The organism is Pseudomonadota bacterium (assembly GCA_022361155.1).
Lineage (GTDB): Bacteria > Myxococcota_A > Polyangia > Polyangiales > JAKSBK01 > JAKSBK01.
Map to the genome: position 1 here is coordinate 89,348 of JAKSBK010000095.1, position 13,901 is coordinate 103,248.

At 63.8% G+C, this 13,901-nt stretch carries 10 protein-coding genes; 3 read left to right on the forward strand and 7 right to left on the reverse strand.

Annotated features, from left to right (window positions below):
* Positions 1–6 precede the first annotated feature (6 nt).
* On the reverse strand, positions 7–420 hold the full coding sequence (locus tag MJD61_03185) for an aspartate 1-decarboxylase (protein ID MCG8554280.1): 414 nt from the start codon (positions 418–420) through the stop codon (positions 7–9).
* A 243-nt stretch (positions 421–663) separates the two neighbouring features.
* On the opposite strand from MJD61_03185, the gene MJD61_03190 reads away from it, so the two are divergent.
* A complete protein-coding gene (locus tag MJD61_03190) occupies positions 664–3,444 on the forward strand; it encodes a UPF0182 family protein (protein ID MCG8554281.1) in 2,781 nt (926 codons plus the stop codon).
* 278 nt (positions 3,445–3,722) lie between these two features.
* Here the strand turns inward: MJD61_03190 and MJD61_03195 are convergent, their stop codons facing one another.
* The 3 genes from MJD61_03195 to pdxH form a co-directional block, all read right to left on the reverse strand.
* Positions 3,723–3,932 (reverse strand): cold-shock protein, encoded by a 210-nt coding sequence (locus MJD61_03195; GenBank protein ID MCG8554282.1) that lies wholly within the window; start codon positions 3,930–3,932, stop codon positions 3,723–3,725.
* 374 nt (positions 3,933–4,306) lie between these two features.
* The gene (locus tag MJD61_03200) at positions 4,307–4,672 is read right to left on the reverse strand and encodes a hypothetical protein (GenBank protein ID MCG8554283.1); all 366 of its coding nucleotides are present in this window, start codon (positions 4,670–4,672) and stop codon (positions 4,307–4,309) included.
* An 86-nt stretch (positions 4,673–4,758) separates the two neighbouring features.
* Positions 4,759–5,349: a pyridoxamine 5'-phosphate oxidase gene (gene pdxH / locus MJD61_03205; protein ID MCG8554284.1), complete on the reverse strand. Its 591-nt coding sequence runs from the start codon at positions 5,347–5,349 to the stop codon at positions 4,759–4,761.
* A gap of 196 nt (positions 5,350–5,545) precedes the next feature.
* Here pdxH and MJD61_03210 point away from each other — a divergent pair, with 196 nt between their 5' ends.
* On the forward strand, positions 5,546–10,570 hold the full coding sequence (locus MJD61_03210) for a hypothetical protein (GenBank protein ID MCG8554285.1): 5,025 nt from the start codon (positions 5,546–5,548) through the stop codon (positions 10,568–10,570).
* 41 nt (positions 10,571–10,611) lie between these two features.
* Here MJD61_03210 and MJD61_03215 read toward each other — a convergent pair whose 3' ends face one another.
* Complete coding sequence (locus MJD61_03215; GenBank protein MCG8554286.1) at positions 10,612–11,610, reverse strand: tetratricopeptide repeat protein; 999 nt, start codon at positions 11,608–11,610, stop codon at positions 10,612–10,614.
* Complete coding sequence (locus MJD61_03220) at positions 11,607–12,056, reverse strand: hypothetical protein (GenBank protein ID MCG8554287.1); 450 nt, start codon at positions 12,054–12,056, stop codon at positions 11,607–11,609. Before MJD61_03220 ends, MJD61_03215 begins: the two co-directional genes overlap by 4 nt.
* Before the next feature lie 154 nt (positions 12,057–12,210).
* On the opposite strand from MJD61_03220, the gene MJD61_03225 reads away from it, so the two are divergent.
* Entirely contained in the window at positions 12,211–12,837 is a 627-nt protein-coding gene (locus MJD61_03225) for a metallophosphatase family protein (GenBank protein MCG8554288.1), read from the forward strand.
* On the opposite strand, the gene ahcY is transcribed toward MJD61_03225, so the two are convergent.
* Positions 12,834–13,901, reverse strand: a 1,068-nt coding sequence (gene ahcY / locus MJD61_03230) for an adenosylhomocysteinase (GenBank protein MCG8554289.1), incomplete at its 5' end; no start/stop codon positions are given. The two genes, MJD61_03225 and ahcY, sit on opposite strands and share 4 nt — an antisense overlap.

The following is a 13,901-nucleotide window of genomic DNA, read 5'->3' on the forward strand; positions in this document are numbered from 1 at the left end:
CAGGGATCACAACGTCCTCGGTGCCGGCGAATCCGAAGGGCGCCGGCCGGGACCAGGCACCTCGGGCTCGATGCCGCATGGACGATTCTGTCTATCGACACGCACGACGCGGGGTTGGTGGCGCCTTGCCTCTTCCTCGGTTAGCTCGCCAAAAACCGCCAGAATCACCATGTCACCCGGTCGGTTGTGGTGCGCCGCAGCCCCGTTTACGCACACCACGCCGGACTGTCGCGGGCCGGGCAGCAGGTAGGTGGCGAGACGTGAGCCGCGTGTGATGTTCCACACGTGGACCTCCTCGTGGGCAAGCATACCGGCCGCGTCCATGAGGTCGGCATCCACGGTCAGGCTCCCCTCGTAGTCGAGATCCGCGTGCGTGATGACGGCCCGATGAATCTTGCCCAAGAACATGCGACGACGCATCTGTACCCTAATGGATTGTGCCCTGCGATGGTGCCCTGCGATGGTGCCCTGCGATTGTACCCTGCGATGGTGCCCTGCGCTTGCAGCCCGCGATCGTAGCCTGCGATGATCGCCGTGAAGACAGCCCCCTTGAGCCCCTCCCGAGAGAGCCCTGCGCCCGGTGTAGCGTCGCCGCCTGAGGGTCGCAAGGGCGCGTCCTCGGCCGTTGAAGGCATGCGTCTAATTGCGAGCGCAGCCTGAATCGTGGTAGCGCGTGCCGTTGTGACCACCAGCTATCCACGCCCATCGTCCCGCACCATCGCCTGGCAGGGCGGCATTCTGCTGCTTGTGTTGTTGATGTTCTCGCTTCCAGCGTTGGCGCACTTTTACATCGACTACCAGTGGTTTCGTTCGGTCGGGCACGAGGATGTCTTCGTCACGCTGCTATCGACGAAGGCCTGGTTGGGCGCGGGGGTGGGACTGGTGACGCTGGCCTTGCTCCTGGCCAACCTACAGTTCGCTCTGCGTGCCTCGGCTGGACTGACCTCGGCCAAGCTCACCGATCCCGATGGCATCCCGCGAGTCGATCTGGGGCAGGCGGCCAAGCGGCTCGTGCTGCCCATGAGCATCGCCATCGGGCTGGTGTCGATGCTCAGCAACCTGGCGAAATGGGACCTGTGGCTGAAGTTCTCCCACGCGATGGAGTTCGGAACCGCGGACCCCATCTTCGACCGAGACGTGGGCTTCTACCTATTCCGACTCCCGCTGCTCGAGACGCTGACGGGGCTGTTCCTGTGGACCGTGGGCTTCATCGCGCTGACGTCCGGCGCCGTCTACTTGATGCGGGGCGCCATTGCGAGCTCGGTCGGGCAAATCAGCGTTCATCCCAGAGCCCGTCATCATCTCGCTGTGCTCGCGGGGCTTTTCTTCCTCGGTCTGGCCTGTGACACCTACTTGGACGCATACGGTCTGCTCTACTCGGAGCTCGGGCCCATGACCGGTGCGAGCTACGCGGACGTGAACGCGCGCCTGCCGGCGCTGAGAGTAAAGGCTGCCGTCGCGTTGCTGGCCGGGGGCGTCCTCGTGTACGCCATCCTGCAGACGCGCCCGGCCTACTTTGCGGCGGCTTTTGCGGGCTACATCGCCACACACGTATTGGGCGTGGGCCTCTACCCCTATCTCGTGCACCGCTTCAATGTCGTTCCCAACGAATTCGAGAAGGAGAGCCCGTACCTTCAACACAACATCACGGCCACTCGCGCCGCCTATGGTCTCGAAAACGTCCTCGAGCGTGAGCTCAGTGGCGAGATCGCGCTGACCCGGCAGGACATCGAGCGAAACGAGCCCACGGTGGCCAATATCCGGCTATGGGATCATCAGCCGCTGCTGGACACGTTCGCTCAGATCCAAGAGATCCGCACCTATTACGAGTTCGCGTCGGTGGACAACGATCGCTACGAAATCGAGGGCCGGCTGCGGCAGACCATGCTCTCGCCACGCGAGCTGTCGACTCAGAGCCTTCCCAACCGCACATGGATCAACGAGCGCTTTACCTTCACACACGGCTACGGCCTCACACTCGGTCCAGTCAACGAGGCAACGAACGAAGGGCTGCCGGTCCTGATGATCAAGGACATCCCACCTGGTGCAACGCAAGCATCGGTGACAGTGACGCGTCCATCCATCTATTACGGCGAACTGTCCAACGACCACGTCTTCGTCGGCACACGAACCAGGGAGTTCAACTACCCCTCTGGCGAAGGAAATGTGTACTCCGAGTACGATGGCAAGGGAGGAATCACCATCGGTAGCTGGCTCATGCGTGCAGCCGTCGCCTCCCGGATCGGCTCGGTGAAGCTGCTGCTGTCTCAGGATGTCGACGGCGACAGCCGCATGCTGCTCTACCGGAACATCAACGAGCGAGTTCGCAAGATCGCACCCTTCCTCGACTACGACAGCGACCCCTACATGGTGGTGCGCCACGATGGAACCCTGGTCTGGATCCTGGATGCCTACACGACCAGCGATCGCTATCCCTACGCGAAGTCCGCTGCCAAACGCGTCAATTACATCCGCAATTCGGTCAAGGTCGTGGTCGAGGCGTACGACGGTTCGGTCACGTTCTACGCGGTCGACGACAAGGACCCGGTCCTGCGGATGTGGCGCTCGGTGTTCCCCGAAACGTTCCGAGGCCTGAGCGAAATGCCGGCAGATGTCCGATCCCACCTGCGCTACCCCGAAAGGATCTTCGAACTGCAGACCCAAATGTTCACGGTGTATCACATGGGAGAGCCCGCGCTGCTCTACAACCGCGAGGATCAGTGGGAGGTACCGCTGATTTCTCGCGGGGAGAGCCGCGAGCAAATGCACCCCTACTACACCATCATGAAACTCCCTGGCGAAGAATCGGAAGAGTTCATTCTCATGCTTCCTTTCACGCCCAAGAGCAAGGACAACCTGGCGGCGTGGATGGTCGCGCGTTCGGACGGGGACAAGCTCGGGCATCTGGTGGTTTATCGCTTCCCCAAGGATCGACTTGTCTTCGGGCCACAACAGATCATCAACCGCATTAACCAGGATGCCGACATCTCCAGGCAGATCTCACTTTGGGATCAGCGTGGATCCGAAGCGTTGTTCGGCACCCTGCTTGTGATTCCCATCGAGGAATCCCTGATCTACGTGCGACCGCTTTATCTGCGCTCGGCGGGCGGACGCATACCGGAACTGAAACGCGTGATTGTGGTGTACGAGAACAAGATCGCGATGGAACCATCACTCAGCGCAGCCATGGACGCTATCTTCCCACCAGACGGCAGGTCGCCTGCACCCCAAGCCGCCTCCGCGCGAGAGGCTGTCGCCACTGCGCAACGCGCGAACACGTCGAAGGCGATCCTGAAAAGCGAGCCATTGGCCGTGCAGGCACTGCAGCACTTCGAGCGCGCTATTCGTTCGCAGCGGGAAGGCAACTGGGCCGAGTACGGCCAAGCGCTCGCACGGGTGGAGGCCTTGCTGCGCGAACTGCAACCGGACACGCAGACGCCCTAAAGGCCCGTGGCAAGAGGGCCGAACGATCTGGACTCCTGTGGGCAGGTACCAGCCTCGAGTTCGGCACTCAACTGCCATTAACCCGATCGGGTGATGCTCAATTCGATGAGCCCGCGCAGCGGTCGGGCAACCGGCCCGAGCGAGCAAAGGTGGCCGCAGCTGGCTCAAGGACAAACCCGCGCGCGCCCCACCACCGAACCGAACCCTCCCTCAGCAGGCGCCAAAAAACAGCGCTCGACTCGAGCCCTGGTGCCGCCCAGCACCCCACCACGAGGGTGTCAGTTTTGGGCCGTCTTGTGGACGTTCTCTGCGAAGAGCCCCTTGGGCCCTTCCTTCAGCTCGAACTCTACGAGCTGACCTTCTTCCAGCGTCTTGAATCCATCGCCCACGATCTGACTGTAGTGAACGAAAACGTCCGATGCGTTTTCCTGCTTGATGAACCCAAATCCCTTGGCATCGTTAAACCACTTCACCGTTCCAACGGCCATTCCCACTTCCTCCATGCTAGCGGTTACCTATCGGTCAGCGCACGTGTCCCCGTTCAACCTACCAGGCTCCCGAGACTCGACACAACCTTTTGAAAGAGACAAATCGGACTTCTTGTTGGAGCGTCACCCTATAGTTCGCCAGAATAAGCAACTCATTCTGGCAGTCAAGAAAATTCTCCCTTGAACAAATGAATTGAAAGACACTGTGAATAAACGGTTTGCTTCAGCACTTATGCAAGCTCAGGTACGACCAGGTGTGCCGTGTGCCCCGACATCCTACGCTGCCAGGATGTAAAGAGGTGATTCGCGCCGGCTTCGATGTGCAGCTCGGCGCCGAGCATGTGGGCGAGGCGCCGAGCTGGTACGACACCAAACTAGTACTGCTTGGCCCAACGCACCGCTGAAAGGCGCGAGCCCTGGTGGGCGATGCGAGCCAGCACCAAGAACAAGGCGCGCTGAGCGTGCGTGCTTTTGCCGAGCGCTTGCGTGATGCCCACGTGCTCGCCTACCCGCTTGAGCACCCACAGTGCACCGCAGCTTCGATCACACACGGGCTGCAGCTGCTCGGGCCAGAGCGGGTGCGGGTGAACAAACACCACCATTCTGCGTGCGTTGTTCGAGAGAAACGCGCGAGCGATCAAACATATGTTGGTCCTGTGGACAATGATCGTTGCCGGACGCTCTCCCGGCAACTCGATACGCGGTGGTTTGCGGATGGGTGGCGGCTTGTTGTCTTGCATGCCCTGCGAAAAGACGTTTGGAACGTTGGCAGTTCACCCGCAAGGACCGCGCGTCGCAGCATCGCCGGAGGCGCACATGCGCGAGTCTACGGTTGTAGCTGCTGCACGGTCCATCCCTGCTTGGAGCGAACGTACAGGTCCCGATCGTGCAACCGGTCCTGCCGGCCTTGCCAAAACTCGACGCGTTGCGCGACTATTCGGTAGCCTCCCCAGTACGGCGGCCTAGGAACCGCGGCGCCCGAAAAGCGAGCCTCGTAGTCGCGCACGCTTTCCTCCAGCTGACCGCGATCCAGCAGCAGCCGGCTCTGGTGGGATGCCCAAGCGCCCAGCTGACTGCCGCGAGGGCGCGTGGCAAAATAGGCGTCGCTGTCCTCGGCAGACACGAGCTCCGCGACTCCGCAGGCCCGCACTTGCATGGAAAGCGAGGACCAGTGGAATGCGAGCGAGCCGTATGGATTGGCTCGGAGCTGATGTGCCTTGGTGCTATTCAGGTTGGTGAAGAAGACGAAACCACGCTCGTCCACCAGCTTGACCAAGACGAAGCGAACGTCGGGACGCCCGTCGGCGCTGCTGGTAGCGAGGGCGGCACGTGTCGGGTCGAAGAGCTCGGTCTCTCTCGCGCGCTCCAAAGCGCGTGTGAAGCGCTCGATGGGATCCACTTCTCGCTTGCTGTTCATGACGACGTTCGATCCTGGCTGAACAAAAATACAGTTTGCGTATCGTAACCATTCAGGCCCTGGCCAGGCCCTGGCGGTCGGGTCTTCAGGCGCTTTGCCGGCGAGTGCCCCCGCACGAGTCGCCCGCGGAGTACCAAAAAACACGGACAGTTCGCGCTTGCCCCACCGGTCGGCAGCCACTAAGGTCTGCCCGATCGTGGAGCAGCAGCAAGGCCCAGACGACCTGGTGGCTCGTCTGCGAAGTAATCCGGACGACGTCGGCGCCTTCGCTGCGCTGCGCCAGAGCTACGAACGGCATGGCCAGTTTGCCTCGCTGGTCAACCTCATGGACGGCTGGGCCGCCAGACGCAAGGACCCGCGCGAAGCCGCTTCTGCGTCGTTCGAAGCGGCTGAAATCGCACTGGCACACCTCAAGGACACGCAACGGGCAGAGACTCTGCTGCGACGCACGTTGACACACTACCCGGGACACGCGCAGGCGTTGGCGCGCCTGCAGGCACTCAGCGGGGGGCAGCCCAAGAGACTTGCAGAGTTCCTCGCTGGACTGCTGGAGCAAGCTAGTGGCGATGACCAGTCGCTGGCCCTTACCCATTACACGCTAGCGGGGGCATACAAGCAAGCCGGCGCGTTGGGCCTGCAGACTGGAGCCAACCAGCTCGCGCTTCAGCACTACGCCAGGGCGTACGAGCTGGATCCGACGATGTTGGCAGCCATGTACGAGGCCCGCGAGATCCGGATGGCCCAACAGGACTGGCCCGATGCGGTGGCCCTGTGCGATCGGGAGGCGGGCGCGGAGAAGGATCAAGACCGCAAGGCAGCCCTTTATGGCGAAGCGGCGCGCATGAAGGACGAACAGCTCAACGACACCAAGGCAGCCATTGATGGGTTGCGGCAAGCACTCAAGGAAGTGCCGAGCGACCCCAAGCTACAGCACCAGCTGGCCACCTGTCTGTTGAAGTGGGCCGACGCTCAGCAACACCCTACCCATATGCAACCGCAGGCCCATACCGAACCGCAGAGCGGGCCGAACAAGGCCAGGGAAGAAGCCGCCGAGCTGTTCTACGAAATCGCGGGAGGGGTGCCCGACGAGCAGGCGACACAATACGCGAGCACTGCGCTGAGCTATGCGCCGGGCCATGAGCAGGCGCTGAGCCTGCTGGAGCTGATAGCGGTTCGCAACAAGAACGAAGCCATGCTGCCTCCCTACTGGGTCGCCTTCCTGCAGGTGAAACCCGGCGGCCGTGAAGCGGATCGACGCCGCGCTCGACTGGGGCAGGCGTATCTGGAAGCCGGCCAACTCCAGGACGCTCGGGTGTGCTTCGAGTACCTGGCGAGCAAGGGAAGCAAGAAGGCAAGACAAGCCTTGCAGGAAATCGAAGAACGCCTGCAGAACGCCGGCGAATCCCTACAGGCGCCAGCTGGCGGAACCGAGATTCCACAACCGGCCGCGCCGCAACCGACGCTCCGAACCGGCGACCCACCAGACGCCGAGGAGACCACCTCCCCGCGCGTGGTGGCCCCGAGCAAGCCGGCCCAAGCTCTTACCGGCCCCGGAGCCGAGCCCGTCTCGACTGCCGCAGGGGGCGAGATCGAGACGCTGCGTGCGGAGCTCCGGCAGCTGTTGCAGGAAAACCGCCGGGAGGACGCCGCGGATCGGTGCACGAGGATACTCGAGCTGCGGCCAGACGACGCCGAAACATTCGACCAGCTGGCCGCGTACTTGACCGAGCAAGGCGACTACATGCGCTTGCGGGCACTGCTGGTCGATTCCGCCGCAAACGCCGATCTGCCACTTGACGTGCGCCGTGCGAGATTGCGTCAAGCTGCCGTGCTCAGTGAAGAGCGCTTGGGCGATTCGGCTGCTGCCCTCGAGGCATGGGATGCGCTGCTCGCACTGCAACCTCAGGACGCTGAAGCCGACAGCGAGGTGGAACGACTTCTGCGGGCACAGGCCCGGTGGGACGACTTGGTGGCTTTGCTGGAACGCAGGACTCGGGCAACGAAGGAGCGACGCGAGCAAGCCGAGCTCTATGGGCGGATCGGCGCTCTTCACCGCGAGCAACGCCAGGATCTCGGCCAGGCCTCGGCCGCGTACGCGAAGGCGAACGAGCTGGCTCCCAGCCAGGATACCCGACAGGCGCTGAGCGCCACGCTGGTTGCGGCCGGACAACATGCCGAAGCAATTCCTCTGATCAGGCACGCTCTCGAGGTCGAAGCCGATCCCGAGGCGAGGACCCGGCTGCTGCGTGAGCTGATCGAGCTGCTCGACGCGACCGGACAGGCTGAATCCGAAGACGCTGCCGACGCACTTGCGATGCTCGCAGACCTCGTTCCTGGCGACATGTTTATTGCCGAGCGTCTCGAGGCGCTTGACGAACAGCACGGGCGCTACGACCGGTTGCTCGCATCGCTCGAGCGACGCCGCGCCGCGCTCGCGGAAAGCGAGCAAGTCGCTGTGCTGAGGCGCATGGCGTTTGTTGCCCAGAGCCAGCTCGGCGACTCGCTGGCCGCCGCCGGCTACTTGCGTCAAGCCTGCGACCTCGCCCCGCACGACGCCGGGGTGTTCGGCGAGCTGGCCGAGCTGCTCGACACGCGTGGCGATTTCTCGGAGCTCGCAAAGCTGCTCGAGGCACGCGCGCGAGCCGAGACCGTGGTGCGAAGCAGGACGGAGCTGCTGCGACGCCTGGCACGCGTCCTGGCTGAACGACTTGGTGACGAGAACGCAGCCGCGGCCACGTGGCGCGAGCTGCTGGAGCTGCAAGAAGATGATGAGGCGCTCAGGGCGCTGCGAGCAAGGGCGACGAAAGCTGACGACATCGTCGTGCTCGAAGATGCGCTGCGCAGGCTCGCGGAGCTGTCCCAACAGCCCCAGGAAAAGCGTGACCTGCTGATGGAGCGCGCGCGCCTGCTAGGCCAGCGTATGGACTGCGCGGCCGACGCCATAGGCGTGCTGGCGCAGATCGTCACGGACCTTCAGTCGGACTTCCTGCCCGCGGTGGAGCTCTGGGCACAGCTGAGCGAGGAGATCGGGGACACCGAGCAGCTAGGCCGCGCCTTGTCGCACGAGCTCGAAGCCCTGCACGAACCTTCGAAAAAGCTGGCTGTGGCCAAGCGATTGGCAGCACTGTACGAAGACGAGCAGCCCGACAGCGAGGCCAGTCTTCACGCCCTCAGGGAGTGGGCCAAGGCCGACCCGAGCGATCCCGTCCCCCTGCAACGCCTGCGGACCAAGCTCGAGGAAGCTGAGCGCTGGCAGGACCTGCTCGAGGTGCTGGATCGGCTGGCGGATACACAGACCGAAGCCGAAGAGCGCGACGAGGCGGCGCGCGATGCAGCGGAGCTGGCGTACGAAAAGCTGCAGGACGTGGGTGCCGCCTGGAAGAGGCTCGTGCCGCTGGTGCGCCGCGGCGACGAGCTCGCGGAGGAGTCGCTGCGGGCGCTGGCGTTTGCGGGGGAGCGATTCGAGGGCCTGGCGGGAGTGTACATCAAGCTCGCACAAGCGAGTCAGGATGCGACCCAGCAAGCACGGCGTTGGGGGCAGGTGGCCGACCTGTACGAGGAGCAGCTCGGCGATTCGAAGCAGGCGCTCGAGGCCGCATTGCGAGAGCTCGCCGCCGACCTTTCGAGCGAAGCCGCGCTCGCTCGCGTAGAGAGGCTGACAGCGGCGGCCGGCGCATGGCCGAGGCTGCACCAAGTGTACGACCGGCTGGCCAAGGCGGCCCCCGGCAACGAGCAGCGGCTGGCCCTGCTGCTGCGGCACATCCAGTTGCTCGAGAGCAGCAACAAGGCCCTGGAAGCGTTCGAGCGCATGGTGACGGCCACCTCGCTCGCGCCTGGCGACGAGGGGTTGTTGGAGCGCCTCGAGACGCTCGCGCAACAGAGCGACCGACGCGAGGAACTGTCGAGGGTCTACGCGCGACGCACAGAGCAGACCCAGGACAGCGAGACCAAGAAGAAGCTGATGCTGCGTGGAGCGGAGCTCTGCCAGAAGCTCGGTTCGTACGAGGAGGCCGCCGCATCGCTGGCCGAAGCCGTGCAACTCACGCCCCGCGCGCCCGAGCTCGTTGCCGTGCTCGAGGAAGCGGCCCACCGCTTCGATCAAGAGGGCCCCGAACAGCTCCGGCAGACCGCACGTCGTGGCCTCGTCAAGGCCTACCGGGCGTTGGCCGACGAGGCGTCGGCTGGCGACTTTGCTGTGCAGCTGTTGTTGCGTGCGTCCAATCTGCTACGCAGCGAGCTTGACGATCCCCACGAGGCGCTGGACATCCTGCGACACGCCACGAGTCTGTTCCCCAACGACGAACAAGCCCTCGACGAGCTCGAGGAGATAGCCAAGCTTGGCGATCACCTCGACGCGCTCGACGTACATCTGGGGCGCCTCGTCGACGCCGCAATCGACTCCGAGACCGCGGTACTGTTGTTGCGGCGCCGAGCCCGGGTGCTGGAAGAGGACCTGCAGCGCCACGAGGAAGCGGCCGACGTCTATGCCAAGCTGCTGCAAATCCGTCCCGATGACGATGAAGCTCCGGATCACCTGTTTGGCTGCCTTCGCAGCGCCGGCCGCTACCAGGAACTGTTGGTTGCCATCGACCAGCGGTTGCAGCACGCCGGAGACGACGAGGAGAAGCTTCGCCTGCTCAAGGACGTAGCCCATATCTGGGAGCACCGCCTGAAGAACCGTTGGGAGGCCTTGGATGCGTGGAACAAGGTCGCGGCGCACGACGCCGGAGACGAGGAGGCGAAGGAGGCGATCGAGCGCCTGCAGCGAGCCACACACCCGCCACCGCCTGACGAGGAAGCCTTGTTCGCCGACACCGGCCTACTACGGGCTCCGAAGGTCCCCGATATCGGCCAGCTAGGGGAAGCGCCGCTGGAGAACGATACGGTTACCATGGTAGCGCGCACCCCTGAAGCGCTTGTGCGAGCGGCGCGCGCCGACACCCCCTTCGCTCCCGGAGAGGGCACGCCGGTGAACGAGGCCGGCGGGCCCGATAGTGACAACCCCGACGCGGAGCGGGCCGACAAGCTGCGGCTCCGTACGCCTCATGCTGGTGCAGGCCACGGTATCGCTGAAGCGAACGAGACGCGCGCGCAGCTGCAAGAGCTCATAGACTCCATAGCGCCCGATGCTCCGCAGGACGCTCCAAGCAGGCCGGGGCACAGCGAACGAAACAAGGCCGGCTCGGGCGAGCCCGAGGGGCCCAATCGGGACGATCACTAAGGTAGGGGCCGGTCCTCGACCCGTTATGCCGGGACGAGCCCTCAGGTCGGCGTGCGCAGATGCCGCCGAGCTATCTCGGCCCAGCGGCTGTCGGGATCGAGCTCTATGTAAGCCTTCCACTGCGTCTGCGCCTGTTCACGTTGGCCGAGCTGATCGAGTGCCATCGCGAGGTTGAAGCGAGCATCCGCGAACGCCGGATCGCAACGTAACGCGCGACGGAAGTTGCGGACAGCGCCCTGGAAATCGCCGCGGTCGTACTGCAAGAACCCGAGATTGTAGAAGGCCTCCGGCTGGTTGGGGTCGGCCTTGAGCGCGCGCATGTAGAGGTCCTCGGCCTTGTGGACCATGCCTCTGCGGAACATCAGGTTGCCGAGATTGGTGTAGGCGTTGGCAAGCATTGGATCGAGCTCGAGCGCTCGCCGGTACGCCTGCTCGGCCCGCTCAAAGGCTTCGGGGTCCTCGTCCAGGCGGCAGCCCTCGAGGTAGTGATCGTAGGCCGAATGCCTGCCTTCGCGTTGCGCGCGCTGGGGGCGCAGCACGCGTACCACATCGTCTCGGAGCGCTTGGACGTCGAAGTCAAGCAGCAGCTGCCCGGTGGAAGGCTCGAACACCGTTCCCTGGTCCCGCACCAGCAAGGCTTGACCGTCCACCAGTATCCTCAGATCGCTCAGCGGACGCGCGACGCGAGGCAGGTGGGCTCGCAGCGATTCCACCTGACGTCGCACGTCGCGAAACGGAATGCCGTGGTCCACGAGCCCTTTTGCCGTGCGAATACCAATTAGATCCTGAAAGGTGTAGTAGCGCCGTCGGCCGCAGCTCGCAGAACGCCGGATGAAACCGGTACGATCCCAGTAGCGGAGCCTCGATGTACTGACGGCAAGAAGCCGCGATACCTCCTCTGCCGTGTACAGATCCTCTGCAGGGTCCCGCGCCTGGCGATCACTCGTCTTTGCGCGACCCCGGGACGCACGTGCGCCGCTGCGTCTCTTGCTGGAGCCACTCGGCCCGAAGCGGACGTGGATGACGTTATCGTCGGTCACCACTTCCTCAGACCGGAAGATACGCCGACCTCGACCTCGAGGTCGACATCAATCTGCAGCTGACCGCCACTGAGACGCAGCTGCGTCTCCACTTCCGCGGCCCCCAGTACGCGGTGAGGCAGCCGCCGTGCGGCCTCCGCGCGGGCAAGACGCATGGCGTGAACCCGCAGTCGCAGCGAGCGGCTCAAGGCTGCAACAAGCCGCTGTTGCTCGGCATCGCTCTCAAGGCCCCGCCAGTGTGGGCGCAGGCCGTTGAGCTCACAAGTGATCATGGTGCTACCGTAGTAGACTTCTTGTCCCTCACCGCCTCGACAGCTCCCTTCCGACAGGACCTTCGCACCTGCGAGCAGCGCCTCCTCGAGACACGAGCTCACGGTTTCCTGTCGGGGCCGCCCATGAAGGGCAGCGCCGCGGGCCCGAACCGGGGGCTTGAGCTGAGCTACCATTGCCGAACCAAGCTGGTATCATACCTTCTCCTACCTTTGCTCACCAGATTCCGGTGCAGTGCATGCCCCAAGCCGTGACAGCCGCAGGCGACCACGTTGATTGCCGTGGGAGCGTTGTATGATCGCACGCATGTCGGTGCCTGCGTCCCGGCCAATGGCTTTCCTGTCGGATATTCACGGCAATCTGACAGCTCTGGAGGCGGTGTTGAGCGAGCTGGCCGACCGCGCCGTGACCGACGTGCTTGTGGCGGGCGATCACTTGCTCGGCGGGCGTGAGCCGCTCGAGGTGTGGCGCCGTCTGCAGCAGATCGGCGCGCGCTGCACCCGGGGCGCCAGCGACGCGGCACTCGCCACGATCGACCCCGACAATCTGAGCCCGAGCACTGCTCAAGAACGCATAAAGGCGGAGCACTTCGCTCAAGCCCGGCGCGCGCTCGGCGACCTGGTTATCGAACGACTGAAGCGTATGCCCACCTCCTTGCGTGTGCCCCTGATCGACGGAAGCGAAGTGGTAATGGTGCATGGCTGCCCGGCCGACCCCTACCAAGGCATTGGTCACGACGTCGACGATACGGAGTTGATGGCCATGCTTTCGGACGACCCTGCCGACGTGGTGGTGTGCGGCGCGACGCACGTCCCTTTCCGTCGTGATCTGGAGTCGGTACGCGTGGTCAACGTCGGATCGGTGGGAGACGCCCCGGAGGGCCCCGTTGCCCACTACACGGTCTTGAGCCCCAGCCCCCACGGGCTCGAGATCGAGCAGCACTGGGTCGAGTACTAGTAGCGGTAGTGGTCGGGCTTGTAGGGGCCTTCCACAGCAACGCCAAGGTAGCGTGCTTGCGCTTCGGTTAGGCGTGACAAGCTCACGCCCAGCTTTTCGAGATGCAAGCTGGCGACCTCCTCGTCGAGTTTCTTCGGCAGCGTGTAGACGCGACCGGCCTTGTAGCGCCCCGCCTCCTTCCACAACGAAATCTGTGCCAAAACCTGGTTCGAAAACGAATTGCTCATAACAAAGCTCGGATGGCCCGTGGCGCAGCCGAGGTTCACCAGGCGGCCTCGCGCCAGCACGATCAGACGTTTGCCGTCCGGAAAGATGAAATGATCGACCTGAGCCTTGATGTTCTCTTCGCGAATCTCCTCGCGCCCTTCCAGGTAGGACATCTGAATCTCGGAATCAAAGTGACCTATGTTGCATAGGATTGCTTGATTCTTCATCGCTTGCATGTGGGCGCCGTTAACCACGTCGCAGCACCCGGTAGCGGTGACGAAGATATCCCCTATGGGGGCTGCCTGCTCCATGGTCACCACCTGGAAGCCTTCCATGGCCGCCTGAAGTGCGCAGATGGGGTCGATTTCGGTGACCAGGACTCGGGCACCGAGGCCGCGAAGCGACTGGGCACAGCCCTTGCCAACGTCACCGTAACCACAGACCACGGCGATCTTGCCTGCGAACATCACATCGGTAGCGCGTTTGATTCCGTCTCCGAGCGACTCACGACAACCATACAGATTGTCGAATTTCGACTTGGTGACCGAATCGTTGACGTTGATAGCCGGGCACTTGAGCCTGCCGGCCCGACTCATCTCGTACAGCCTCAGCACGCCCGTGGTCGTCTCCTCCGACAGGCCTCGAACCGCGTCGGGCCCATCAAAGAGCTCGGGGTGCTTTTCGTGGACGAGCTTGGTCAGGTCGCCTCCGTCGTCGAGCAGCAGATTGGGCGTCCTGCCCTGCCGGAACGCTCCAAGTTGCTGTTCGATGCACCACTCGTATTCCTGTTCGGTCTCGCCTTTCCACGCGTAGACGGCGACGCCTGCGGTCGCCATCGCAGCCGCTGCATGATCCTG